Genomic DNA, 23,880 nt, shown 5'->3' on the forward strand with positions numbered 1-23,880 from the left:
CGCGCGAGGCCATGGCGTGATTGATCTTGTGATGCAGCGCCCATGCGGTGGGGTAACTCACACCGAGTTGGCGCTTGAGCGCCAGGGCCGACAGCCCTGTCTTGGCCTGGCTGAGGAGGTAAATGGCTAGGAACCAAATGCGCAGGGGCAGCTTGGTGTGCTCAAACAGGCTGCCAACCGTCAGAGAGGTCTGGTGGCGGCAGCTCTGACACTGGAAATGCCGCCGGGCGCCATGGCCGACGACATAGTGTTCGGGGCGGTCACAGCGCGGACAGCGAAAGCCTGTCGGCCAGCGCGCCGCCTTCAAAGCCTCAGAGCACTGCGCTTCGGACCCGAAGGCGGCCATGAATTCGGGCAAGGACATGCCAGGCTGAAATTGGATGGAATTGACCGTCATGGCCTGAGCTCCGCTGTGCAACGGAGGTCAGACTACGGGCCAGGTGGCTCATGGCGTGGGCCTGCTGAGGCTCATTACTAATCAGGTGACCTTTTGGTTCCTTTTGGGTCAAGCCAAAAGGAATTCGCCTGCCGGGGCGAGACCCGGCGGGGTCTCACGGAGTTCGCAAGCCCAGCCTAGCGGCTACTCGGCGTACTCGGCGCCGGCTCTGCCGCCGCCAGCAGCCCGGCATTCGGCGCCTGCCGCTCCAGCTCCGCCCCCAGCTCCACATGCCGCCACAAATGCCGCAGCGCGCCCGCCAGATCGCCTCGCTTCTCCAGCAGCCGCGCCAGCTGCAGATGCGCCTGGCGCTGCTGCGGTTTGCTCTGGATGCGCTCGGCCAGTTCCAGCCCGTGTTCGCTGCTGCGAATCGCGGCGGCCTCGTCGCCGCGGGCCAGGGCGATCTCGGTCCAGGTGCGGCTGGCGGCGGCTTCCAGCCAGTGGTGTTGCAGTTGGCCGGCAATGCGCAGGGCCAGGCGGCAGTCAGCGGTGGCCCAGGCCAGTTCGCCGCGCGCCAGCGCCGCACGCGCCAGGTACCAATGGGCCTCGGCCTCGAATTCGCGGTGCTCGCCGCGGCGCGCGGCCGCCAGGCCGTGGCTGAACTGGCGCTCGGCATCTTCCAGCTGGCCCAGCTCCAGATGGCCCACGCCCAGGTTCAGCGCCACCTTGGCGGCCAGGTAGCTGTCGTTGAGCGGCTTGAGCTGTTGGGCGGCGTCGCGGTGAAAGCGCAGGCCGCTGCTCCAGGCGCCCATGGCGTAGTGGATCTGGCCCAGGCCGATGCGCGCCGCCACGGCCGCGCGCAGGTCTTTGACGGCCTCGGCCTGGTCGAGCGCCTGTGACCATTGCTCGGTGGCCTGCAGGTAATGGCCCTGCTGGTAGGCCACGCGGCCCAGCGCCTCGGCCAGGCGGGCGGCCTGGTGGCGCAGGCCCAGGGCCTGGGCCTCGCGGGCGCCGGCCTGCAGGGCCTCGGCCAGTTCCAGCGCGCGGCCGCGGTGCTCCAGCAGGTAGAAGCGCAGGTAGAGCGCGTCCAGCGCCGCCGCCTGCTCGCCGCGGCCGCGCAGGCGCTCCTCAAGCGCCTGCAGGCGGCGCAGGGCGCTGTCCGGGTGGCGCTGCGCCACCTTGGAAAGGCGCCCACGCAGGGCGGTCGCATGCTCGGAAGAGGGGCTGAGTTCGGGCAGCACGGGGGCGCAGACAAAAAGTGATGGGCGGAAGCGGAACGCAGGATAGCGATGCAAGCCAGAATCGGACCGCTGCGCCGCAAGAGCCCAGTCTAGGCGCGTTTCAAGATTCCACTTAAGTACCAATTGACCATGCCAATGGTTGGTATTAGAGTGGTATCCGAAATGCAGCCCTCCACGCCCCCTTCCTCCCCCTTTCTGGCCGGTGCGGCCGGTTCGGCCGCCGTGCCGGTCCGCTTCTGGATCGGCGTGGACGGTGGCGGCACCCACACCCGGGCGCGCCTGTTTGACGCCGGCGGCCACGCGCTGGGCGAGGGCCAGGCCGGCCCCTCGGCGCTGGGCCAGGGGCTGGAGCAGGCCTGGGAACACATCCAGCAGGCGGTGCAGGCCGCCGCCCAGGCCGCCGGGCTGGGAACGGTCACGCCCGCCGACTGCGCACTCGGCCTGGGCCTGTCCGGCGCCAACAATCCCGCCCTCGCCGCCGCCTTCGTGGCGGGCAACCCCGGCTTTGCGCGCGTGGCGCTGGAGGGCGATGCCGTGACCGGCGTGCTCGGCGCCCATGCCGGCCGCCCGGGCGCGCTCTTGATCGCCGGCACCGGCTCGATCGCCCTGGCACACGGCGCCGACGGCAGCCGCCGCCAGGCCGGCGGCTGGGGCTGGCTGAATGGCGACGAGGGCAGCGGCGCCTGGCTGGGCAAGGCCGCGCTGCGCCACGCCCAGCGCGCGCTGGATGGCCGCGACGCCACGGGCACGTTGGCGCGTGCCGTCTGGGCCCTGCTGGGCACCAGTGCCGAAGACCTGCTGGCCTGGCAGGCGCAGGCCGGCCAGGCGCGCTTTGCCAGCCTGGCCCCGCTGGTGTTTGAACACGCCGAATCCGACCCCAAGGCGCAGCAACTGCTGAGCGCGGCCGTGCAGCAGCTGGAAGACATGGTGCACGCCGTGGACCCCGAAGGCGCCCTGCCTCTGGTGCTGAGCGGCAGCGTGGCCCAGCGCCTGGCGCCGCGCTTCAGCGCCGCGCTGCGCGAACGCCTGGTGGCCGCGCAAGGCGACGCCATGGACGGCGCGCTGCGCCTGCTGCAAACCGCATTCAACTGAAGGACCCACCCATGCCCAAGCAGGTGCTGGAATTCCAAGCCGACGAACAGTCCTCCTCGCCGCTATACCTGCAGCTGGCGGTGGCGCTGGCCAAGGCCATCAACGAAGGCCGCTACCAGGCCAACGAGGCGCTGCCCAGCGAGCGCGTGCTGGCGGAGGAACTGAACCTCTCGCGCGTCACTGCGCGCAAGGCCATCGAGCGCCTGGTGGAGCAAGGGCTGATCGTGCGCAAGCGCGGCTCGGGCAACTACATCGCGCCGCGCCTGGAGCAGCCGCTCACGCGCCTGTCCAGCTTCTCGGAAGAGCTGCACCAGCGCGGCTTTGTGCCGCAATCGCGCTGGCTCAGCCGCGGCTTCGTGGCCGCCGGGCCGGACGAGCAGATTGCGCTGGAGCTGAAGAGCGGTGAGCGCGTGGCGCGCCTGGAGCGCCAGCGCCTGGCCGATGGCGTGGTGATGGCCTTCGAGGTCAGCGTGCTGCCCGAATCGGTGCTGCCCGAGCCCGAGGCCGTCAGCGCCTCGCTTTACACCCACCTTTCGCACACCGGCCAGGCCCCCGTGCGCGCGCTGCAGCACATCCGCGCCATCAATGCCGACGCCAAGCTGGCCGGCCTGCTGGAAGTACAGACCGGCGCCGCGGTGCTCTTCATCACCCGCGTGGGTTATGTGGCCTCGGGCAAGGCGGTGGAGCTGACGCATTCCTACTGCCGCAGCGACTACTACGACTTCGTCGCCGAGATGCGCCGAGACCCGGCATGACGAACCTGCAGGGCCAGTTCCTGACGCCGGCCGGCTTCGTGCGCGGCCAGCTCGCCATCGGCGCGGACGGCCGCATCGCCGCGTTGGATGGCGTGGCGCAGACGGAAGACCAGGCGCGCGAATCCGGCCTGCCGCTTTACCTGCCCGGCTTCATCGACACCCATGTGCACGGTGGCGGCGGGGCGGACACGATGGAAGGCGGCGCGGCCGTGCGCCAGCTGGCGCGCACCCATGCGCGCCACGGCACCACCGCCCTGCTGGCCACCACGATGACGGCGCCGCTGGATGAGATCCGCAGCGCGCTGGCCGCGCTGGCCCCGGCCTGCGCGCAGCGCGGCGCGGGCGAGGCGCGCGTGCTCGGCGTGCATCTGGAAGGGCCCTACATCAACCCCGGCCGGCTGGGCGCGCAGCCCGATTACGCGAAAGCCCTGGCGCTGGACGAGCTGCAGGCCCTGCATGCGCTGGCACCCATCCGCCTCATCACCCTGGCGCCCGAACTGCCCGGCCATCTGGAGCTGATCCCGCAGCTGGTGGAGGCCGGCATGCGCGTGCAGATCGGCCACAGCAGCGGCCGCTACGAAGACGGCGTGGCCGCGCTGCAGGCCGGCGCCCAGGGCTTCACGCATCTGTTCAATGCCATGACGGGCCTGCACCACCGCGAGCCCGGCATGGTGGGCGCGGCGCTGGCGCACGCCCAGCATGCCGAGCTCATTCCGGACCTGATCCATGTGCACCCCGGCGCCATCCGCGCCGCGCTGCGCGCCATTCCGGGCCTGTTCTGCGTCACCGATTCCACCGCCGCCGCCGGCATGCCCGATGGCGAGTACCGCCTGGGCCGCCACCTTGTCACCAAGTGCCTGGGCGGCGTGCGCCTGCCCGACGGCACCCTGGCCGGCAGCACGCTGACCCTGGACCAGGCGCTGCGCAACCTCGTCGAGGCCCTGGGCCTGAGCCTGGCCGAGGCGAGCAGCCGCTGCAGCACGCAGGCGGCGCGCTACCTGGGCTTGGCGGACCGCGGCGCGCTGCAGAGCGGCCACTGGGCCGACCTGGTGGAACTGGATGCCGACCTGCAGCTGCAGGCCACTTATGTCGAAGGAGAACGGATTGAGCGCGATGCCGGCTGAACACCACACCCCCACGCTGATGGCGCAGGAATGCCGCAGCGCCCCCGAACGCGTGGCCGAGCTGCTGGCGCATGACGCCGAGGTCTATGCCGCCCTGGGTGCCAGCCTGCGCGAGGCCCCGCCCGCCGCGCTGGCCACCATCGCCCGCGGCAGCTCGGACCACGCCGCGCATTACCTCGCCTACCTCGTGATGGCGCGGCTGGGTGTGCTGGTGTCCTCGCTGCCGATGTCCCTGGTCACGCTCTACAACAGCCCGCTGCAATGCAAGGGCGTGGCGGGCCTGTCGTTCAGCCAGTCGGGCCAGAGCCCGGACCTGATCGCGCCGATCGAGTACCTGCGTGCCGGTGGCGCCCGCACGGCCGCCTTTGTGAACGACGCCGAGTCACCGCTGGCGCGTGCAGCCGAGTTCGTGCTGCCGCTGCGCGCCGGCCCCGAGAACAGCGTGGCCGCCACCAAGAGCTACATCGCCCAGCTGGTGGCCGGCGCCCGCCTGGTCGCGCATTGGCAGGACGACGCGGTGCTCAAGCAGGCCCTGCAGGACCTGCCGGCACGCCTGCGCGAAGCCGCCGCGCTGGACTGGAGCGCCGCCATCGAGCCGCTGCGCCAGGTGGACCGCCTGTTCGTCATCGGCCGCGGCCCGGCGCTGGCGATTGCCGAAGAAGCGGCGCTCAAGTTCAAGGAGACCTGCTCGGTCTCGGCCGAGGCCTTCTCGGGCGCCGAAGTGCAGCATGGCCCGATGGCCCTGGTGGGCAGCGGCTTCGCGGCTCTGGTGTTCGCGCCGCGCGGCCCGGCGCAGGCGCAGCTGGTCGAACTGGCCGGCCGCCTGCGCGAACGCGGCGCCACCGTGCTGCTGGCCGCCCCGGCCGGCACGCCGGGCGCGGACCTGCCGCTCGTCACCACCGGCCATGAGCACCTGGACCCGATCGCCGCGGTGCAGAGCTTCTACCCGATGGTGGAGCAGCTGGCGCGTGCGCGCGGCTTCGACCCCGACCGCCCCCGTCACTTGTCCAAGGTCACGAAGACGAGTTGACCCCCCCGAAGCGGCTGCGCCGCCTCCCCCCAGGGGGCGCCACCAGCGGCCCGGCAAAGCCGGTTCCGCGGTGGCACTTGATCGGACCGAGACCCAGCCTCATCACACGCGCCTAAGCCATGACCCACAACGAAGCCCTGCAACTCGCCGCGCAGCTGGTGATGATCGACGTGCCCGGCACCGCGCTGGACGCGGCCACGGAAGGCCTGCTGGCGCGCTACCCGTTGCGCGCGGTCTGCCTGTTCCGCCGCAACTTGAGCGGCGTGGCGGGCACGCGTGCCCTGTGTGCCGCGCTGCACGAACGCCTGGGCGCCAAGGCGCTGATCGCCATCGACCAGGAGGGCGGTGCGGTGTCGCGTGCCACCTTCATCCCGGTGGCGCCGTCCGCCATGGCCTTGGGTTCGATCGGCAGCAGCGAGCGCGCCGAACAGATCGGCGCAGCGGTGGCGCGCGGGCTGGCGCACCTGGGCGTGAACTGGAACTTCGCGCCGGTGCTGGACGTCAACAACAACCCCGCCAACCCGGTGATCGGCGAGCGCAGCTTTTCCGAGAATCCCGACGAGGTGGCGCGCCTGGCCAGCGCCTGGATGGCCGGCAGCCTGCGCGAGGGCGTGGCCTGCTGCGTGAAGCATTTCCCCGGCCATGGCGACACCCACGAGGACTCGCACCACGCCCTGCCGCAGGTGGACAAGAGCCTGGCCGAGCTGGAGGCGCTGGAGCTGCGCCCCTTCCGCGCACTGAAAGACCAAGCCCCCGCGCTGATGACGGCCCACATCGTCTACCCGCAGCTGGACGCCGAGCTGCCCGCCACGCTCTCAAGCTTCTTCCTCACCGAGCTGCTGCGCCAACGCATCGGCTTTGCGGGCGTGGTCATCACCGACGCGCTGATGATGCGCGCCATTGCCGACCGCTGGGGCCACGCCAAGGCCGCGGTGCTGGCCCTGCAGGCCGGGGCGGACCTGGTGCTGGCGCAGGGCACGGTGGACGAGCAGGTGGCCACGCTGGAAGCGGTGGCCGATGCGCTGCAGGATGGCCGCATTGCGGTGAATGCCGCCCAGCAGGCCGTGGCCCGCGTGGACGCGCTGGCCGCGCGCTACCCCGCCGCGCTGCGCGACTACCCGGACGCCCAGCGCGTGGCCGACGAAGCCCTGATGCACGAGACCTGCGCGGCGGCACTGACCGCCCTGCGCGGCGCCCAGGCCCCGCGCGGTGCGCTGCGCGTCATCACGCAAAAGGCCGTGGTCAGCGATGGCGTCAGCGAGGCCGGCCTGAGCGCCGAGGAAGTGGCGACGCTCTGGCCGGCGGGTGCCGACATCGAGTGGCTGCATGTGCCCGACCTCGGCCAACTGCGCGTCGCGGACATCCCGCGCGACGGCCGCGTCAACGTGCTGGTGAGCAACCGCCGCGGCCGCTATGCCGAGGCGGCGAATTGGCCGGTCGATCTGCACATCGCCCTCTGGAACCCCTTCCAGGCCCTGGACCTGCCCGTGCCCACGCTCTTGAGCTGGGGCTACCAGCGGCCCATGCTGGCGGCGTTGCGCCGCTGGCTGGCGGGCGAGCTGCAGGCGCAGGGCAAGGCGCCGGTCGCCGCGCTGGAGCAGTAAGCCATGAAGACCAACCCGATCCGCTGGGTGCCCAGCCTGTACTTCGTGCAGGGCCTGCAGTTCTTCGTCGTCATGCTGATTGCCGGCCTGATGTTCAAGAACATGGGCGTGGACAACGCCACCATCGCGCGCTGGACCGGCCTGCTCGGGCTGGCCTGGGCGCTGAAGCCCCTGTGGAGCCCGCTGATCGAGTTGGTGGCCAGCAAGAAGCGCGTGGTCGTGATCGCGCAGTTCACCGGCGCCGCGGGCCTGGCCCTGCTGGCGCTGGCGCTACAGGCACCGGCCTGGTTCGCGCTCAGCATCGCCGTGTTCTTCGTGCTCGCCTATGCCAGCGCCACGCACGACATCGCCTGCGACGGCCTCTACATGGCCGAGCTGGACGCCAAACAGCAGGCCGCCTACGCCGGCTGGCAGGGCGCCTTCTTCAACGCCAGCAAGTTCCTGACCCTGGGCGGCCTGCTGGTGCTGGCCGGCTGGCTGGAGCGCCGCCATGGCGTGATGAACGCCTGGTCGATCATCTTTGTCGGCTTGGCCGTGCTGTTGGCCGGGCTGGCGGCCTGGAACGCCAAGGTGCTGCCGCCGGCCATCGGCACGCCGCCGGCGCGCGCCGAGCTGTGGGCCAACTTCATCGACGTGGTGGCGGATTTCCTGAAGAAGCCCGGCATCGGCATCGCCTTCCTCTTCATCATCCTGTTCCGCTTTGCGGAAGGCCAGGTGCAGACCATCGGGCCGCTGTTCCTGATCGAGCCGCGCGCCCAGGGCGGCCTGGGGCTGACGACCGAGCAGGTGGGCGGCATCTACGGCACGGCGGGCACGGCGGCCTTCCTGGTCGGCTCCATCCTGGGCGGCACCTTCACCGCCGCGCTGGGCCTGAAGCGCGCCATGCCGGCGCTGATCCTGGCCATGATGGTGCCCAACGCCGTCTTCTTCGGCCTGGCGCGCGCCCTGCCCACCGATCTGTTCGCCATCAGCGCCGCCATCACCGTGGAGATGGCCGGCTACGGCTTCGGCTTCGTCGGCATGATTCTTTACATCATGCAGGTGGTCGCCCCGGGCCGCTTCACCACCGCGCATTACGCGCTGGGCAGCGGCGTGATGCAGCTGGGCTTCATCTTCAGCAAGACGATCAGCGGCGACATCGAGCAGGCCCTGGGCTACCAGGCCTTCTTCGCCTGGACCCTGGTGGCCGGCCTGCCGGTGCTGCTGCTCTGGGCCTGGGTGCGCCGGCGGGTGCCGGCGCCCACCCCGGTGGCGGCGTGATTGCGAGCCTGGCGCTGGCCGCCGGCGCGCTGTTCTTCGACGACTTCAGCCAGGCCGACCGCGACCAGCTGGCCGCCCAGGGCTGGCTGCTGCGCAGCAGCCCCGGCCACCCGGGCGTGCCCGGCGCGCGCTGGGACCCGGCGGCGCTGGAGCTGCTGGACGACCCGGCCCAGCCCGGCAACCGGCTCTTGCGCCTGCACACCCGCACCGACGGCACGCCTGCCGGCACGGTGCAAAGCCAGCTCTGCCGCCCCCAGCAGCAGCTCTGGGGCACCACCAGCGCCCGCGTGCGCTTCAGCTCGCGCCGCCTGGGCGGCGACCCGGTGGTGCAGGCGGTGTTCCAAGTCAGCCCGCTGCGCTTCGACTACGACCCGCTGTTCAGCGAACTGGACTGGGAGTACCTGCCGAATGGGGGCTGGGGCAGCGCCAGCACGCGCCTGTACGCCGTTGCCTGGCAGACCGTGCGCCTGGAACCCTGGGACGCGCACAACGAAATGGCCGAGCGCGCCGATGAGCTGGGCGGGCGCTGGCTGCAGCTCACTGTGCAGAACACGCCCGCAGGCAGCCGCTGGTTCGTGGATGGCCAGGAGATCGCCCGCCATGCCGGCCGCACCATCCCGCGCCAGCCCATGGCGCTGGCGCTCAGCCACTGGGTCTCGCCCGGCGGCCTGCGCAGCGGCGGGCCGCTGCAGGGCGAGGCCTTCGAGGTGGATTGGGTGATCCATGAGGCCGGCGCCACGCGCAGCCCGGCCGAGCTAGCCGCCACCGTGGCGGCCCTGCGTGCTCAAGGAGCCACCCGGCAGGACACGCTGCCCCCCGCGAACAGGCCGCCGCGCTGCGACTTTTGAGAAGGCGGCGCGGCCACAATCGCGCCTTCCGCCCGCTCCCCCTCCGCCGCCATGCGCCGAATTGCCGCCACGGCCCTAGCCGCCCTGTCCCTGTTTGCCCACGCCGCCGCCAGCGCCGCCGATCACGCCGCCGAGCGTCCGCGCCTGGTCGTTCTGCTGGTGATCGACGGCCTGCCGATGCGCCAGGTGCAGACCTTCAAGCCCCAGTTCGGCCCGGACGGCCTGCGCCGCTTCCTGGACCATGGGGTGAGCTACAGCCAGGCCTTCTACGCGCACGCCCACACCGTCACCGCCGCCGGCCACGCCACCCTGGCCACCGGCGCGCACCCGGCGCGGCACGGCATCGTCGGCAACGAATGGCTGGACCGCGCCACCGGCGCCCCGGTCTACAACACCGAGGACCGCGCGCACCGCTACCTGGAGGGCCGCACCGCCCCCGATGCCGGCACCAGCCCGAAGAACCTGCTGGTGGAAACCTTTGGTGACGCGCTGCGCACGCACGAGCCGGCCGCCAAGGTCATCGGGGTCTCGGGCAAGGACCGCGGCGCCATCCTGCCCGCCGGCCACAAGGGCGTGGCTTACATGTACCGCAGCGAGACCGGGCGCTTCACCTCCACCACCTACTACATGCAGCAGCACCCGGCCTGGGTGAACGCCTTCAATGCCAAGCGCAACGCCGAGCGCTTCTGGCATGCCGAGTGGAAGCCCCTGCGCCCCGAGGCCGATTACGCCGGCTCCAGCCCCGACGGCCAGCCCTGGCAGGGCCAGGCCGGCTTTGGCAAGCGCCTGCCCGCCACCCTGGGCGCCGGCATGGAGGCGCCGGGCGAGCGCTTCTTCACCGATGTGCTGACCTCGCCCTTCGGCGACCAGCTCACGCTCGAATTCGCGCTCGCCGCGCTGCGCAACGAAGGCCTGGGCCAGGACGACATTCCCGATGTGCTGACCGTCAGCCTCTCCAGCCACGACTACATCAACCACGTCTTCGGCCCCGAGTCGCGGCTCTCGCACGACCACCTGCTGCAGGTGGACCGCCTGCTGCAGGGTTTCTTCCGCGAGCTGGACCGCGAAGTGGGCGCCGGCCGCTACGCGCTGGCGCTGAGCGCCGACCATGGCTTCCTGGATACCCCCGAGTACCGCCGCAGCAAGGGCCTGCCCGGCGGCCGCCTGCCCGTGGGGCCGGCGCTCACCGCCCTGAACAACCACCTGGCCGCCGAGTTCGGCCTGCCCAAGCTGGCGCGCGGGCTCTCCGCCGGCACCGTGTTGTTCGACGAAGCGGCCCTGGCCGCCAAGGGTGTGACCATGGCCGCAGTGACGCGTTCGGCCGCCGGCTTCCTGCAGCAGCTGGAGGGCATTGCCACCAGCTACCCCGAGGCCGATCTGGCCAGCAGCGCCGCCCCGCGCGCCGACCAGCCGCATCTGCAGGCCCTGCGCCTGAGCTGGTACCCGCCGCGCACCGGCCAGCTGGCCCTGGTGCCGCTGGAGGGCTGGATGTACAGCAGCCGCCCCACCGGCAGCACCCATGGCAGCTCCTGGGCCTATGACCAGCAGGTACCCATCCTGCTCTGGGGTCCGGCCTGGTTCGGCCAGGGCGAAGTCAAGACCCGTGTGCAGCCGGCCGACCTGGCCCCAACCCTGGCGCGTACCCTGGGCCTGCCCCCGCTGGCGCAGGCCCAGGGCCACCCCCTGCCGCTGCCGAAGGAGGGCGCGCAGGAAGGCCCGCAGAAGCGGCGCCCACGCACGCCCGCGGCCACCACCGCCCGCTGATCGAGAATCCGCCCCGAACGCTGGAGCTGCCGATGTCCTTCGACCTGCCCTCGATGCTGGGCGAATACCTGTTGCCCCTCTTGATCCTGGTGCCCCTGGCCATCGTGGTGATGCTGCTCGCCATGCGCAACCAGAAGGATGAGCACTGGTCGCACAGCCGCAACGATCCGCTGCCCCCGAGCTTCGCGCCCACGCCGCGCGCCGCGCCGGCCCCGCGCAGCGAGGCGCCCGCCAGCACCGCCGTCGCCACGCCCGAAGCCCCGGCGGCACGCACGGCCGAGCCCGCCGCCCCGGCGATCACGCCCTTCCTGAGCCCGATGGACGGCGGCACCACGGCCGAGGCACCGGCCTCGTCCCTGCACGAGGTCAGCACCCCGCTGCAGCCCGCCGCCACCCCCACGGTGCAGCGCCGTCGCGCCAGCGACGCCCTGCCCGGCCCCGCCGCCCAGGCCGGCCCGGCCCCGGTGCTGATCGTGGACGACTCCGCCGTGGTGCGTGCCAAGCTCAGCAAGCTGCTGGCCGGCGCCGGCTTCGCCGTCACCGTGGCCCGTCACGGCCAGGAGGCCCTGGAGCAGCTGAACCAGCACTGGTTCGCGATGATGATCACCGACCTCGAGATGCCGGAGATGGACGGCTTCGAGCTGATCCAGCATGTCAGCAACGACATCCGCACCGAAAACCTGCCCATCGTCGCCATCACCGGCCACGAGGAACTGGGCGCCCGGGTGGCGGACGTGAAGGGGCTCTACGGCATCTTCAAGAAGCCTTGGAATGACCGGGAGTTGCTGGCGCGGGTTGGCGTACTGACGCAGCTGCGGCCGCGCGCCTGAGCGGCCGTCCGGTGCTTACCCCGCCTGGTAATTCGCCAGCTGCTGCGGATCCAGGATGTGGATGTCGCGCCGGTCCACGCGGATCAGGCCGGCGTCTTCCAGCTCGCGCAGCACGCGCGAGAAATACTCGGGCGTGAGAGAAAGCCGCGAGGCCAGCGTGGCCTTGCTGACGGGTAGCGAGACCACCAGTTCGGCCTCTTCGTCGCCGGCGCCGCGCAGCAGGTAGCCGATGACGCGTTGAATGCCGGACTGCAGCGCATAGGCCTGCACATCGGCCACCAGGCCATGCAGGCGCCGGCTCAGGCCCGCGAGCATGCGCATGGCGAATTTGGGGTCGGCCTCCAGCTCATCCAGCACCGCCTGGCGCGGCACGTTCAGCAAGGTGGTGTCGGCCAGAGCCTGGGCGTTCACCAGGCAGGGCTTGCCCAGGAACATCAGCGCCTCGGCAAAGCTGCCGCCGGGGCCGATGAGCTCGATCACTTTCTCGTTGCCGTTGGGGGCGATGACGTACAGGCGCACCTGGCCGACGACGGTGATCCAGAAGCTCTCGCAGGGGTCGCCCACATGGAAGACCATGGCCCCACGTTCCAGCCGGCGCAGCTGGCAGCTGGCGGCCAGGCGCTCCAGGGCGGCCGGCTCGATGGCGCTGAACAGCGGCTGGCGGCCCAGAAAGCGCGGGATGTCAAAGGGGCGGGCTTCAAGCATGCCCACGAGTGTGGGGGGGAAGGCCGGCGCGGCCTTTGACCGGGGTCAAACCGTGCCGGGGCATCCTGCCGGCGGTGCGCTGCGTAGGATCCGCCGCCATGGACGAGTTGGCATTCGATGACTTGCGCCTGTTTGCGCGCCTGGCCGCGCTGGGCACGCTTTCGGCGCTGGCGCGCGAGCGCGAGGTGCCGGTGAGCCAGATCTCGCGTGCCCTCACCCGTATCGAGCAGGCCTGCGGCGCCAAGCTGGTGCACCGCTCTACCCAGGGCCTGAGCTTGACGCCCGAGGGCGAGAGCTTTGTGCTGCACGGCCAGCGCATCCAGCAGGCACTGGAGGCGATGCAGTCCGAGTTCGCCGACCGCAGCGGCCGCGTACGCGGCCTGGTGCGGGTGACGGCCAGCACCCTGGTGGCGCGCCATCTGCTGATCCCCAGCCTGGGCGCGCTGGCCGAGCGCCACCCCGAGCTGCAGGTCGACGTGGTGGTCGCCGACCGCGAAGTCGATCTGGTGCGCGAGGGCATCGACATCGCCTTGCGCTCGGCCACCCGCCCGCCCGAGGCGATGGTGGCGCGGCCCCTGGGGCCGCTGCGCCGCGCGCTCTACGCCGCGCCGGCCTACGCCGCGCGCCACGGCCTGCCCGCGCACCCGGACGAGCTGGCCCAACACCGCCTCATCACCAACAGCGCCGGGCCCCACCTGAACCAATGGCCCTTCGTCATCGACGGCCAGCACGTGCAGCGCGCCGTGCAGGGCCATTGGCAAAGCGGCGACGCCAGCCTGCTGGCCGAGATGGTGCTGCAGGGCCTGGGCATCGGGCGCCTTTCCACCCTGCTGGGTGCGGAGCTGCTGAACGACCGCCAGCGCCTGCTGCCCGTGCTGCCGGAGTTCGTGGAGCCGCAGGAGCTCACCCTGTATGCGATGTATGCCCGGCCGCGCCAGCGCAGCGCCAAGCTGCGGGCCTGCGTGGAGCATTGGGAGGGGTGGTTTGGGCGGGAGCTGGGGCGGGGTTGAGGCGGGCCGCTGTTCAAACTTGCGAGGGGCTACTGCTGCCTAGTGACGCAACCATGCCGATCCATGGTGGCACTTGTGAGAGCCCGCCGGGATTTCGCCCCGGCAGGCGACTCACTTTCTTGCTCGTGCAAGAAAGTAAGCAAAGAACACGGCCCCGATGCGCAGCCCCTTGGCTTCGCCAAGGGGTCCCCTCCGATGCTCGCTCGGCTGGGCCGGCCCGAAACTCGCTGCGCTCACTGCGTTCGCTCCGCTCAGACAGTCGGGCCGAGTTTGATGAGAACGCGTGCTGGCGCACGCTGCCCAGCCAAGCTGCGCTTCTCGGCAGCGCATAGGGGCAGCAGCCCGAACAGCCGAACAGCCGGGAAACGGCGCGATGAAGTCAGGTTCGGTATTCGGCTGTTGGCTGCTTGGCTGTTTGGAGTTCCCCCTATGCCAAGCCGAGGAGCACAGAAGAGCGGGCCCGCGCGCGTGAGCGCGCTTCGTGCTCTGACTTGGCGCAACTGTTTGAGCGGAGTGAGCAAAGCGAACGCAGCGAGTTTTGCGCCTGGGCCCGCTCTTCGAGCACCGCAGGGCACCGACCGCCGCAGGCGGGCGGCGCAGGCATCGGGGTCGCCTTTCTTTGCCTTCTTTCTTTGGCGAAGCAAAGAAAGAAGGTCGGCTGCCGGGACGACATCCCGGCGGGCTCTCACGGAGGGATCAAGCCCCTTTCCATCGAATCGAAGGACGGTGGCTTACTGCACACCAAGACCGCAACTACACACTGGGAGCATGCCGCTGGAGACTGGAGCGCGCAGGGCGCCAATAAGTTGGGCTTGTTGGCGCTAGGGTTGACCGAGGGGGGCTTGGGTCTTTGCGGGATCAGACCCCGCCCGAACCACAACGGTGCCTGCAATCATGTCGCCAAGCCGCATACGTCGGTGTCCGAGGGCACATAGGGCATCGATGGCAAAAATGACGTGCGCAACATTGCGCCAAAAGGACTTTGACCAGGTGCACGAGAGGCCGGACTCGTGTTGCACCACTCGAATTCCAAGAAGACGTTTGCCAAAACTTTGCCCCGGAATGGCGTCTCGGACGAAAAAGTAAGTGAACCAAGCAATGCAGTAGCTGACGGCGTGAAGTTCGCTGGAGAAGAACTGCAGCGGGAGCAGGGCGACGTACAGGCCAATTCCTACTCCCCAGACATCGATGACGAAGGCCACAAGGCGCGCCCCAAAAGATGCAAGGCGTTTGTCGGCCTCTAAGCGAGCAGCTTCAACCTTGATCGCGCTCTCTCGTGCAGCGTTGGTTTGACCAGCAGAAATCCCGCGCTTGGACAGAACCTCCTGCAAGACTAGGCGGGCCGCATCGGTTAGATCCTTTCGCGCGATCTCCAACAGCTCGTCGGAATCTTGGCGTTCGTAGTGCTCTTTGAGCTGCTGCATTGTTCGAAGAAGAATTTCCCGGGTATGTCTTCAATAGGCCGTGGGCAAATTTTTGCGCAACACGCGAGTAGCCCTCAAAGCGTTCAGCCCAAAGCTTACTGTCCTGACTGAATCAGTGGTTCAGGATCAGTGCATTCAGCGCGTATCGCGCCGGTGCGCAGTTTGCAATGCAACTCCCCATGCCACGGCAGTGTTTCGCCGAGGATCCAGAGGTGCTCAGCGCCGAGCGCTGGAGCGCGCAATCTGAGTGCCAGCTGAGTACAAGGCCCCACTCCCCTCACCGATCACTCCGAATCACCTCCCCACCCCGCACCACGCACGCCAGTTTTCGCCCATCCGCCGCCAGCAACCCGATGTCGCGCAACGGGTCGCCGTCCACCACGATCAGATCGGCCTGCGCGCCCACCTGAATACAGCCGATCTGGCCCTCCATCAACATCATCTCGGCGGCGGTGCTGGTGGCCTGGCGCAGCAGTTCCAGCGGCGTGAACACCTGGCTGCGCAGCGTGAACTCGCGGCATTGCTGGGTGTAGGTGCTGCCCAGCAGATCGGTGCCGAACACCACCTTGACGCCGGCGCTGCGCATCAGGTCCAGGCCAGAGATGGCCTGCTGCGCCACCAGCTCGACCTTGGCCTGGCTCTGCGCCGGAAAACCGAGCTCGCGGCCCAGTTCCACCAGGGCGTGAATGATGACCATGGTCGGCACGATGTAGGCGCCGCGGGCGGCGACGAAGGCGGCGGTCTCGGCGTCGATCAGGGTGCCGTGCTCGATGGCGCGCACGCCGTACTCGACGCAGCGCCGCACCGCGCTGGCCGGGTGGCAGTGCGCCGAGGCATAGCTGCGGCGCTCGGTGCATTCGCCCACGATGGCGCGGATCTCGTCCTCGCGGTACTGGTTCATCCAGATCGGATCGGTGGGTGAGGCCACGCCGCCCGAGCCCATCAGCTTGATGCAGTGCGCGCCCTGGCGCAGCTGCTCGCGCGCCTGCTTCAAACACTCATCCACGCCATCGGCCATCACCGAGAACATGTTCGCCTCGACGCAGGCGCAGGCCGGTGCGTAGCGCGGCGTCTGCTCGATCTGGCGCATGTCGCCATGGCCGCCGGTCATCGAGAGGATCTTGCCGGCGTAGTGGAAATGCGGGGCGCGGAACAGGCCGTCGGCGGCCGCCTTGTAGAGCGAGTAGTTGCCGCCGCCGATGTCGCGCACGGTGGTGAAGCCGCAGTGCAGCGCATGGCCCAGCATGCGCACCGCATGCGCCGTGCGGTAGGCCTCGCCCACGGCTTCGATGCGGGCCACCGCCACGTCGCTGGCAAAGGCATGCACATGGGCGTCGATCAGGCCCGGCATCAGCGTGCGCCCGGCCACATCGATGACGCGGGTGTCGGCGCCGGCCGGCAGCGGCTGGGCGGAGATCTCCTGGATCAGTCCATCGGCCGCGCGCAGCCACTGGCCTTCGGCGCAGTCGGCGCTCGTGCCGTCAAAGATGCGGGCGTTCTTGAACAGCAGGGAAGGCATGGCCGGGCGCTCCTGGGGTGGGAGCGCGCAGCGTAGCGTGCGGTCAAGCCTGCCCCTGATCCCCCTGCGCCACAAAGGCCGGCCGTCCGGCCAGGCGGGCCAGATAGGCCTGCATCGCCGGCAGCTCGGCATGCGCCATCGGCGCGCGCTGCCAGCGCAGGGCGGAGACGCCCAGCACCACAACGGCGAGTGTGAATTCATTGCCCAACACCCAGGCGCCGCTGCGCGCCAGCTGCGCGTCCAGCAGGGCCATCTGGCGGTTCCAGGCCGCCACGCCGGCCTGCACGGCCTCGGGCGCCGTAGGCTGGCCGCGCACCAAGGCCATGAAGGGCACGCGCCAGCTGCTGTTCAGGTCGGTGGCCTGCCAGTCCATCCACTGCTCCACCCGGGCGCGGGCCTGCGGGGCTGGCGGCAGCAGGCGGCCCTGGCCGTACTGCGCGGCCAGGTAGCGGCAGATGCTGTTGCTCTCCCAGAGCGTGAAGTCGCCATCCACCAGCACGGGGATCTGGGCGTTCGGGTTCAGGGCCAGGAAGGCTGGCTCCTGAGTGGAGCGAAAGCCCGCGCCCCAGTCCTCGCGCTCGAAGGGCAGGCCCAGCTCGGCGCAGGTCCACAGCACCTTGCGCACATTGATGGAGGACACACGGCCAAGGATCTTCAACACATCAGCTCCTGGTGAACAACAGGTTCAGCGCGGTGGCCAGCAGGCTCAGGCCCAGCCCGCCCATGATGAGGGCACTGCCGCGCGCCAGCGGGCGGCTGGCGCGCTGGTAGGCGGCACGCACGGCCGGCAGCGAAAGGCCATGCGCCAGCAGCCCGTACCAGCCGGCGCAGGTCAAGGTGATCAGCAGCACGGCCGCAGCCAGGCCGGCCGCACCGGCCTCGGCCGGCAGTACCGCCACGAACACGCTGGCAAAGAACAGCGCGGCCTTCACATTGCCCAGATTGGTGAGCAGGCCCCGCGCAAAGGCCTCACTGCGGCTCAGCGGTGCGGCCGCGTGGCTTTCCGTGCGCAGCCCGCTGCGCCACAGGCCCTGCGCCAGATGCAGCAGGTAGAGCCCGCCACCCAGTTGCAGCGCCAGGTGCAGCGCCGGCTGGGCCTGCAGCGCGCCGCCCAGGCCCAGGGCGGCGGTGCTAGCCCACAGGCCCGCCCCGGCGGCCACCCCCAGCCCAGCCCAGCGCGCGCTGCGCGCCTGGCCGCTGGCCGCCAGCTGGCTCACCAGCAGCTGGTTGACGCCCGGGCTGAGCATCAGCGCCACGTAGAGCAGCCAGAGGGTGAGCAGGGAGGCGAGCATGGGGCAGCGGACGCGTTGTGTTCGAAGGGCCGCAGCATCGCGCCGGGGGCCCGCGCGCGAAAGCCGCACCGCTGCAACAGGGCTTTGCGGCACGCGCAAGGGGGGACGGGCCTGCGCGCCTGCCCGGTGACGGCGAGCAAGCTGCCGAGCCGGTCCAGGTCTCACGCACCGGTTCGGCGGCAAGGTACTTTGGTGCTGCGGGCATGATCTGGGCGATGTACCCAGCCCTTCGCTTGATCTCTGTCGGGCTGCTCGCCCTTGTGCTGCCTGCCGCCGCTGATGTGCTGCGGCCCGAAACCGGCGTATTCGCCGGTCCCGAAGCCCCGACGCCCTACGAGTTGCGTCTGCGTCGGGATCTGCTGGGAGGGGGCTTCTCCCGCATGTGTCAGATGCTTTCCATCCCCTCGCGGGAACCGGAGCGCGCCGTCTACATGCTGAGAACAGACGATGGGTCGTTTGTGGTGCTGAGTCGGCGCTTCAAGGCGTCGCTCTGGATGGCGATGCAGAAAAAGATGGCAGCGGGGCCCGGCAAAGGGCGCAGCTACGCCATCGGGCCGGAGCAGCAGGCCGCCGCACTCAGAAGGGTTCGCGCAGCCGTGCACACCCAGGCTGCCATCCTTGACCCGGAGGCAGGCAACTTCGTTGCCGAGGGCTGCAAGCAGGCACTGCTGCGGGTGGCGCCATCCGCTGAGGCGAGCCCTGGGCCTGACGGCACGACCCACCATGCCAGCCATTGGGACGCCGGCACCATTCTGAGTGGCAAGACCTGGTCCCCGGAGGAGGGGAGCCTGGCCGCAGACTTTGTCGCGATGGAGGAAGGCCTGCGGGCGTTTGCCGAGTCTGAGCTGGCGCAGCGGGCCGCGGCCAAGGCGGAGCTGCTGGCGCGGGTCAGGCATTTGCGTGAACGCTTGGGCGAGACGGCCTCGCATCCAATAGGCAAGACGCAGGATTGAGCGGCAAGTGCGTCGGGCCTAACCCGGTGCGCTCAGCGCCGGCAGGGCCAAGGCGCGCGGAAGGCGCAGCGTCGCGGGCTCCGTTCGGGAGGGACCGCGACGCTGCCCCGGCTCAAGGCCGGCCGACATGCAGCACTTAGACGCTCAGAGCCCCAGGTCCGCCAGGCCCAGGAAGATCGTCTGGCCCACCAGCTCGATGTTCAGGTCCATGCTGCCGTCGCCGTCGGCGTCCACCTGCACCCAGGTGCTGTTGTCGGCCCATTCGTAGCGCACGCTGCCCTGGCCGCCGCCGGTGAAGGCGCCTTGCACCACGAAGGCCAGGGCCTGGTCGCCGGCCATGGCGGGCTTGGCGTCGATGGCGCTGAAGTTCAGCTTGTCCTGGCCTTGCTGGAAGTCGAGCACGCGATCCTGGTCGCCCTTCATGGCGGCGATGTAGCTCCAGGCAAAGGTGTCGGCGCCGGGGCCGCCCCACAGGCTGTCGTTGCCCATGCCGCCGTCCAGATAGTCCTTGCCGTCTTCGCCGCGCAGCCAGTCGCTGCCATGTTCGGCCAGCAGCACGTCGTCGCCGTTGCCGCCCCACAGGCTGTCGTTGCCCATATTGCCGTACAGGTAGTCGTTGCCGCCTTGGCCCAGCAGGGTGTCATTGCCTTCCATGCCGAAGAAGGTGTCGCTGCCGGCGTTGCCGGTGATGCGCTCGCCATCGGCCGTGCCGTGGGCAGTGTGGGTCGCCTCGTTGGTGAACACCAGCTCTTCCACGTTCAGGGGCACAGTGGCCTCGGCCAGGGTGGTGAAGGCCATGTCCCAGCTGCCCTCGCCGTCGGCCTCGGCCACCAGGTCGGCGGGGTCGTCCATGACGTAGCGGTCGTTGCCGGGGCCGCCGGCCATCACGTCGGCGCCGCTGCCGCCGTCCAGCAGGTCGTTGCCCGCTGCGCCGTACAGGTGGTCGTTGCCACCCAGGCCGTAGAGGCTGTCGTTGCCCGTGCCGCCGCGCAGCACATTGACCTGGGCGTTGCCGGTGCCGCTGAAATCCTGGCCGCCGATGGCGGTGAGGTTCTCGACGAAGGAGAAGGGCACGGTGCCCTGGTTGTCGTTCAGGCTCAGTGCGGGCAGCGTGGTCTGCACGGTGTCGGTGCCGCCGTTGAACAGCTCGTAGACGACATCGCCGACGTTGTCGACGATGTAGGTGTCGTTGTGCAAGCCGCCGTACAGGGTGTCGGCGCCGGCGCCGCCGTCCAGCAGGTCTTCGCCGCTGCCGCCGTCCAGCAGGTCGTTGCCGTCCAGGCCGCGCAGGGTGTCGTTGCCGTCGGCACCGCGCAGCTCGTCTTCCAGGCTCCAGCCGGTGATGACATTGGCGCCGCTGTTGCCGGTGCCCTTGAAGCGCACATCGCTCAGCACCTGGCCGTTGGCGTTCAGGGTGACGAAGAACTCCAGGTTCTCGACATTCGCGTTCAGCACCACGCCAGAGACGTTGGCACGCACGGTATCGGTGCCCTCATTGGGCATCTCGAAGGTCCAGTCGGCCAGGCTGTCGACGTCGTAGACATCGTTGCCGGTGCCGCCGGCCAGGTAGTCGGCGCCAGCGCCGCCGATCAGCAGGTCGTTGCCGCCGCCGCCGTAGAGTGCGTCGTCCGCGCTGCTGCCGCTGATCTGGTTGTCCAGCGGGTTGCCCACGCCCTTGAAGCCGGCGGCGGGTGCGCTGCCCATGAAGCTGAGGTTCTCCACCGCGGAGCCCAGCCAGTACTCGGCCAGGCTGGTCTGCACGCTGTCGAAGCCCTCGTTCGGCGCCTCGATCACCTCGTCGCCCGCATGGTCCACGCGGTAGAGGTCATTGCCCTTGCCGCCCACCATGCGGTCGGCGCTCAGGCCGCCGTCCAGCACGTCATTGCCATTGCCGCCGATGAGTTCGTTGCTGCTCGCGTTGCCGGTGAAGTAGGCGCTGCCGATCAGCTTGTTCACATCCGCCACCAGGCGCTCGATGTGGCTGGGCAGGGTGACGTGGTTGACATCGGTGTAGAGCGTGTCCCAGCCTTCGCCGGCGTATTCGGTCAGGCTGTCCATGGCGCCGTAGACGAGGTAGAGGTCATCGCCCGCGCCGCCGTAGAGCTGGTCGGCATCGGCGCCGCCGTTCAGCACGTCATTGCCCGTGCCGCCGTACAGCTTGTCGGTGCCGGCGCCACCACGCAGGTCGTCATGGCCGCCCTGGCCGTAGAGGGTGTCGTTGCCAATGCCGCCGTCCACCCAGTCGTCGCCCTCGCCGGCGTAGACGGTGTCGTTGCCGCCCTCGGCGCTGATCGCTTCGGCCCCGGCCGAGCCGATGAAGACGTTGTCGAACTGGCCCAGCTTGACGCTGGGCAGCTGGCGCGCCGCCGTGTAGGGCGCACCGTTCTGGTTGATCGTGAAGGGGACCGAGGAGACCGGTTCGTTGGTGTCGCCGCCGCCTTCGCCAATCAGATTGCTTGCCATCTTCTGCTCCGTTCAATCGCCGCGCTGGGGCGGCAGGTTGTTGATGGGAGTCAGTGTGGAAAGCGCAGGTTTCAACGCGGCTTGCGCTCGGTTGCCTTTGTTGGCGGCTGTGTTTCGTTCGTTGATCCGGGCTCAGGCTGGGGTAAGAATCGGGTTCAGGTGCTTCAAAGCGCGGGCCACCGCCTCTTCCTTTTCTCCCACCGGGGCCACGTAGTGCAGGGCGGCGGCCGCTGCGTCCCGGCCCACGCAACGGGCAATCACCCAGGCGGCCAGGTACTGCGAGGCCATGCAGCCGCCCGCGGTGGCCACATTGCCGGCGGCGAAGAAGGGCTGGTTCAACACCTCCACGCCGGCCTCCTGGACCCAGGGCTTGGCGATGAGGTCGGTGCAGGCCGGCACCGCATCCAGCAGGCCCAGCTTGGCCAGGATCAAGGCGCCCGAGCATTGCGCGCCAATCAGCTGGCGCCGCGGGTCCAGGCGCAGCTGGGCCATCAGCGCGGCGTCAGCCACCACCTCCCGGGTCTTGATGCCGCTGCCCACCAGCACGACATCGGCCGCCGGTAACGCATCCAGCCGTGACTGCGCGTGCACGGTCACGCCGTTCATGGACGTGACGGTGGGCTCGGGGCAGCACAGGCTCACGCGCCAGCCGGGCTGTTTGACGCGATTCAAGATGCCCAGGGCGATCAGGGAGTCGAGCTCGTTGAAGCCGGGAAAGGTGAGGATGGCAATGTGCATGGGGGCCAGGGTGCGACACAGTGCGGCGCATTGTTCGCGGGGCTGGGCGAAGGGGCGTTGGTCATGCGCTGGCCCGGGGCTCAGAACAAGGAGCGCCCCGTCAAGGTGGTGAACCACTCCAGCGCCATCGAGCCCGCCAGCGAATTGCCCGAGGGCTCCAGCGCCGGCGACCACACACAGATACCGCATTCGCCCGGCACCAGGGCCACGATGCCGCCGCCCACGCCGCTCTTGGCCGGCAGACCGATGCGAAAGGCAAAGTCGCCCGCGGCGTCGTAGGTGCCGCAGGTCAGCATCAGGGCCGAGAGCCGCTTGGCCGGGCTCTCTTCCAGGATGCGCTGGCCACTGCCCGGCAGGCAGCCGCGGTTGGCCAGAAAGCCCACCGCGCGGGCCAGCTCCACGCAGCTCATCTCGATGGCGCAATGCCGGCAGTAGGCATCCAGCACCCGCTCCACCGGGTTGTGCAGATTGCCGAAGCTCTTCATGAAATGCGCCATCGCCGCGTTGCGGTCCGAGTGGCCCAGCTCCGAACGCGCCACGCGGCGGTCGTAATGGATCTCGGGCTCGCCGGCGAGCAGGCGCAGGAACTCGACCACGGCGTTTTCCGGCACCGCAAAGCGGGTGCAGAGGATGTCGGTGATGACCAGCGCGCCGGCATTGATGAAGGGGTTGCGCGGCCGGCCGGCCTCGTGCTCCAGCTGCACCAGGGAGTTGAAGGGGTTGCCCGAGGGCTCGCGGCCCACGCGCTGCCACAGCGGCTCGCCCACACGCTGCAGGGCCAGCACCAGCGCGAACAGCTTGGAGATGCTCTGGATGGAAAAACGCTGCCGTGCCGCGCCCACCTCGAACACCTGGCCGTCCAGGGTGACCACCGCCATGCCGAACTGCTCGGCTTCCACCCGCGCGAGCTCGGGGATGTACTGCGCCACCTGGCCCTGGCCCATCAGCGGCTGCACGCGGGTGGCAATCTCCTGCAGCACCGCGGCGTAATCAATGCGCGAACTCATGCGGCCGGATTGTGGGTGGCCGGCCTTGACCGGCGGGCAAGGCTGGCTCGCCAGTGAGGGCTGCGGCTAAGACCGCAACTCCAGCACCGCTTCGCCCGACACCGGATCGGTCAGCCCCAAGCCTTCGCCCAGCTCTTCCAGCAGGCTGCGGATCTTGTCGAGCTGGGCAATCATGGCCGGCCGCGCCGCCGCCAGCTGCTCCATGCCCTGCCACTCGCCCACCAGGCAGAAGCTGCGCTCACCGGTGCGGATCAGCACCACCCGCTGCAGGCCCTGCCACTGCGGCTGCAGCTCGCGGTGGGCATCGATGAAAGCCTGCTCCTGCCCCGGCTTGACGCGGAAGCGCACGACGTTGAAGGCACTCATGATTCGAGCCTCCTTGGCTGCTGAGTGGAGGGGCCATGTTCCCACCGCGCGGCAAGTGCCGGGCGGGTTTTCTCAGCCTTCCTCCTCCCGCCGGACGGGCTCGTTCTGCTCCTGCGCCGGCCGGGTGCGCAGCGGCGGCGCGAAGGGCGGCGGAAAGCCGACGAAGCAGAGCACCAGCAGGATGGGCAGCAGCAGATGGAACAGCGGCTTGCGCAGGCTGAGCTTGAGGTTCATGGGCGGCAGGTGCGGCCCTGACCTGCACTCCCAATCGGGATTCGCCGCGATTGCGATCGGGCGTCCCGCCCTCAGCGTCATCCGGGCGGCAAATGGGCGCTGCGAACCTTCAATTGCTGCTTGTATTGACCCAGTGAATAGCTGCTCAGGTGTTAGTGTCGAAAGGAAGAAGACATGAGCACCCTGATGGAAGACGAGATCAAGCGATGGACAGCCAAGCGCAAGACGGCGCTGGTGCTGGACAT

Annotated in this window: 23 protein-coding genes; 11 read left to right on the forward strand and 12 right to left on the reverse strand. The window is 69.8% G+C overall.

Annotated features, from left to right (window positions below; all coding sequences use genetic code 11):
* Both ACE3QP_RS20670 and ACE3QP_RS20675 read right to left on the reverse strand, forming a co-directional pair.
* Positions 1 to 397, reverse strand: a 397-nt coding sequence (locus ACE3QP_RS20670) for a transposase (RefSeq protein ID WP_374438787.1), incomplete at its 3' end; no start/stop codon positions are given.
* Positions 398 to 573: 176 nt separating this feature from the next.
* Positions 574 to 1,617, reverse strand: a complete 1,044-nt coding sequence (locus ACE3QP_RS20675; protein WP_374438789.1) for a hypothetical protein — start codon at positions 1,615 to 1,617, stop codon at positions 574 to 576.
* Positions 1,618 to 1,779: 162 nt separating this feature from the next.
* On the opposite strand from ACE3QP_RS20675, the gene ACE3QP_RS20680 reads away from it, so the two are divergent.
* From ACE3QP_RS20680 to ACE3QP_RS20720, 9 genes are all read left to right on the forward strand, one after another.
* Positions 1,780 to 2,709: a BadF/BadG/BcrA/BcrD ATPase family protein gene (locus tag ACE3QP_RS20680; protein WP_374438791.1), complete on the forward strand. Its 930-nt coding sequence runs from the start codon at positions 1,780 to 1,782 to the stop codon at positions 2,707 to 2,709.
* 11 nt (positions 2,710 to 2,720) lie between these two features.
* Positions 2,721 to 3,464, forward strand: coding sequence for a GntR family transcriptional regulator (locus ACE3QP_RS20685; protein ID WP_374438793.1), 744 nt, complete (start codon positions 2,721 to 2,723; stop codon positions 3,462 to 3,464).
* Positions 3,461 to 4,588 (forward strand): N-acetylglucosamine-6-phosphate deacetylase, encoded by a 1,128-nt coding sequence (gene nagA / locus ACE3QP_RS20690; protein WP_374438794.1) that lies wholly within the window; start codon positions 3,461 to 3,463, stop codon positions 4,586 to 4,588. The genes ACE3QP_RS20685 and nagA overlap by 4 nt, the downstream gene beginning before the upstream one ends.
* Positions 4,578 to 5,618 (forward strand): SIS domain-containing protein, encoded by a 1,041-nt coding sequence (locus tag ACE3QP_RS20695; protein WP_374438796.1) that lies wholly within the window; start codon positions 4,578 to 4,580, stop codon positions 5,616 to 5,618. Before nagA ends, ACE3QP_RS20695 begins: the two co-directional genes overlap by 11 nt.
* A gap of 119 nt (positions 5,619 to 5,737) precedes the next feature.
* Positions 5,738 to 7,222 (forward strand): beta-N-acetylhexosaminidase, encoded by a 1,485-nt coding sequence (gene nagZ, locus ACE3QP_RS20700; RefSeq protein ID WP_374438798.1) that lies wholly within the window; start codon positions 5,738 to 5,740, stop codon positions 7,220 to 7,222.
* 3 nt (positions 7,223 to 7,225) lie between these two features.
* Positions 7,226 to 8,482: an MFS transporter gene (locus tag ACE3QP_RS20705; protein WP_374438800.1), complete on the forward strand. Its 1,257-nt coding sequence runs from the start codon at positions 7,226 to 7,228 to the stop codon at positions 8,480 to 8,482.
* Entirely contained in the window at positions 8,479 to 9,330 is an 852-nt protein-coding gene (locus ACE3QP_RS20710) for a glycoside hydrolase family 16 protein (RefSeq protein WP_374438802.1), read from the forward strand. The genes ACE3QP_RS20705 and ACE3QP_RS20710 overlap by 4 nt, the downstream gene beginning before the upstream one ends.
* Positions 9,331 to 9,381: 51 nt before the next feature.
* Entirely contained in the window at positions 9,382 to 11,094 is a 1,713-nt protein-coding gene (locus tag ACE3QP_RS20715) for an alkaline phosphatase family protein (protein ID WP_374438803.1), read from the forward strand.
* Between the two features lie 32 nt (positions 11,095 to 11,126).
* Positions 11,127 to 11,924, forward strand: a complete 798-nt coding sequence (locus ACE3QP_RS20720; protein WP_374438805.1) for a response regulator — start codon at positions 11,127 to 11,129, stop codon at positions 11,922 to 11,924.
* A 15-nt stretch (positions 11,925 to 11,939) separates the two neighbouring features.
* On the opposite strand, the gene ACE3QP_RS20725 is transcribed toward ACE3QP_RS20720, so the two are convergent.
* Positions 11,940 to 12,629, reverse strand: coding sequence for a Crp/Fnr family transcriptional regulator (locus ACE3QP_RS20725; protein WP_374438807.1), 690 nt, complete (start codon positions 12,627 to 12,629; stop codon positions 11,940 to 11,942).
* A gap of 98 nt (positions 12,630 to 12,727) precedes the next feature.
* On the opposite strand from ACE3QP_RS20725, the gene ACE3QP_RS20730 reads away from it, so the two are divergent.
* Positions 12,728 to 13,639 (forward strand): LysR family transcriptional regulator, encoded by a 912-nt coding sequence (locus tag ACE3QP_RS20730; protein ID WP_374438809.1) that lies wholly within the window; start codon positions 12,728 to 12,730, stop codon positions 13,637 to 13,639.
* A gap of 821 nt (positions 13,640 to 14,460) precedes the next feature.
* Here ACE3QP_RS20730 and ACE3QP_RS20735 read toward each other — a convergent pair.
* The 4 genes from ACE3QP_RS20735 to ACE3QP_RS20750 form a co-directional block, all read right to left on the reverse strand.
* Entirely contained in the window at positions 14,461 to 15,063 is a 603-nt protein-coding gene (locus tag ACE3QP_RS20735; RefSeq protein ID WP_374438811.1) for an RDD family protein, read from the reverse strand.
* Positions 15,064 to 15,340: 277 nt separating this feature from the next.
* Positions 15,341 to 16,582, reverse strand: a complete 1,242-nt coding sequence (locus tag ACE3QP_RS20740) for an amidohydrolase family protein (RefSeq protein WP_374438813.1) — start codon at positions 16,580 to 16,582, stop codon at positions 15,341 to 15,343.
* Positions 16,583 to 16,625: 43 nt separating this feature from the next.
* Positions 16,626 to 17,243, reverse strand: coding sequence for a glutathione S-transferase family protein (locus ACE3QP_RS20745; RefSeq protein WP_374438814.1), 618 nt, complete (start codon positions 17,241 to 17,243; stop codon positions 16,626 to 16,628).
* A gap of 1 nt (position 17,244) precedes the next feature.
* Positions 17,245 to 17,874, reverse strand: coding sequence for a LysE family transporter (locus tag ACE3QP_RS20750; RefSeq protein WP_374438816.1), 630 nt, complete (start codon positions 17,872 to 17,874; stop codon positions 17,245 to 17,247).
* A 203-nt stretch (positions 17,875 to 18,077) separates the two neighbouring features.
* Between ACE3QP_RS20750 and ACE3QP_RS20755 the strand changes: the two genes are divergently transcribed.
* Positions 18,078 to 18,827: a hypothetical protein gene (locus ACE3QP_RS20755; RefSeq protein WP_374438818.1), complete on the forward strand. Its 750-nt coding sequence runs from the start codon at positions 18,078 to 18,080 to the stop codon at positions 18,825 to 18,827.
* Positions 18,828 to 18,971: 144 nt separating this feature from the next.
* On the opposite strand, the gene ACE3QP_RS20760 is transcribed toward ACE3QP_RS20755, so the two are convergent.
* The 5 genes from ACE3QP_RS20760 to ACE3QP_RS20780 all read right to left on the reverse strand — a co-directional run.
* Entirely contained in the window at positions 18,972 to 21,290 is a 2,319-nt protein-coding gene (locus ACE3QP_RS20760; protein WP_374438820.1) for a M10 family metallopeptidase C-terminal domain-containing protein, read from the reverse strand.
* A 132-nt stretch (positions 21,291 to 21,422) separates the two neighbouring features.
* On the reverse strand, positions 21,423 to 22,028 hold the full coding sequence (locus ACE3QP_RS20765) for a DJ-1/PfpI family protein (RefSeq protein WP_374438821.1): 606 nt from the start codon (positions 22,026 to 22,028) through the stop codon (positions 21,423 to 21,425).
* A gap of 80 nt (positions 22,029 to 22,108) precedes the next feature.
* Positions 22,109 to 23,023 carry a glutaminase gene (locus ACE3QP_RS20770; RefSeq protein WP_374438826.1) on the reverse strand — a complete coding sequence of 305 codons (915 nt, stop codon included), beginning with the start codon at positions 23,021 to 23,023 and terminating at the stop codon, positions 22,109 to 22,111.
* Between the two features lie 78 nt (positions 23,024 to 23,101).
* Positions 23,102 to 23,401 (reverse strand): hypothetical protein, encoded by a 300-nt coding sequence (locus ACE3QP_RS20775; RefSeq protein WP_374438823.1) that lies wholly within the window; start codon positions 23,399 to 23,401, stop codon positions 23,102 to 23,104.
* A 72-nt stretch (positions 23,402 to 23,473) separates the two neighbouring features.
* A partial coding sequence (locus ACE3QP_RS20780) for a hypothetical protein (RefSeq protein ID WP_374438824.1) occupies positions 23,474 to 23,880 on the reverse strand: 407 nt, incomplete at its 5' end.

The sequence above is a fragment of the Inhella sp. genome (assembly GCF_041912635.1).
In the GTDB taxonomy this organism is placed as follows: Bacteria; Pseudomonadota; Gammaproteobacteria; order Burkholderiales; family Burkholderiaceae_C; genus Inhella.

Coding starts and splice junctions, on each gene's coding strand:
- ACE3QP_RS20680 (WP_374438791.1), top strand. CDS start 1,780: ATGCAGCCCTCCACGCCCCCTTCCTCCCCCTTTCTGGCCGGTGCGGCC.
- ACE3QP_RS20685 (WP_374438793.1), top strand. CDS start 2,721: ATGCCCAAGCAGGTGCTGGAATTCCAAGCCGACGAACAGTCCTCCTCG.
- nagA (WP_374438794.1), top strand. CDS start 3,461: ATGACGAACCTGCAGGGCCAGTTCCTGACGCCGGCCGGCTTCGTGCGC.
- ACE3QP_RS20695 (WP_374438796.1), top strand. CDS start 4,578: ATGCCGGCTGAACACCACACCCCCACGCTGATGGCGCAGGAATGCCGC.
- nagZ (WP_374438798.1), top strand. CDS start 5,738: ATGACCCACAACGAAGCCCTGCAACTCGCCGCGCAGCTGGTGATGATC.
- ACE3QP_RS20705 (WP_374438800.1), top strand. CDS start 7,226: ATGAAGACCAACCCGATCCGCTGGGTGCCCAGCCTGTACTTCGTGCAG.
- ACE3QP_RS20715 (WP_374438803.1), top strand. CDS start 9,382: ATGCGCCGAATTGCCGCCACGGCCCTAGCCGCCCTGTCCCTGTTTGCC.
- ACE3QP_RS20720 (WP_374438805.1), top strand. CDS start 11,127: ATGTCCTTCGACCTGCCCTCGATGCTGGGCGAATACCTGTTGCCCCTC.
- ACE3QP_RS20725 (WP_374438807.1), bottom strand. CDS start 12,629: ATGCTTGAAGCCCGCCCCTTTGACATCCCGCGCTTTCTGGGCCGCCAG.
- ACE3QP_RS20730 (WP_374438809.1), top strand. CDS start 12,728: ATGGACGAGTTGGCATTCGATGACTTGCGCCTGTTTGCGCGCCTGGCC.
- ACE3QP_RS20735 (WP_374438811.1), bottom strand. CDS start 15,063: ATGCAGCAGCTCAAAGAGCACTACGAACGCCAAGATTCCGACGAGCTG.
- ACE3QP_RS20740 (WP_374438813.1), bottom strand. CDS start 16,582: ATGCCTTCCCTGCTGTTCAAGAACGCCCGCATCTTTGACGGCACGAGC.
- ACE3QP_RS20750 (WP_374438816.1), bottom strand. CDS start 17,874: ATGCTCGCCTCCCTGCTCACCCTCTGGCTGCTCTACGTGGCGCTGATG.
- ACE3QP_RS20755 (WP_374438818.1), top strand. CDS start 18,078: ATGATCTGGGCGATGTACCCAGCCCTTCGCTTGATCTCTGTCGGGCTG.
- ACE3QP_RS20760 (WP_374438820.1), bottom strand. CDS start 21,290: ATGGCAAGCAATCTGATTGGCGAAGGCGGCGGCGACACCAACGAACCG.
- ACE3QP_RS20765 (WP_374438821.1), bottom strand. CDS start 22,028: ATGCACATTGCCATCCTCACCTTTCCCGGCTTCAACGAGCTCGACTCC.
- ACE3QP_RS20775 (WP_374438823.1), bottom strand. CDS start 23,401: ATGAGTGCCTTCAACGTCGTGCGCTTCCGCGTCAAGCCGGGGCAGGAG.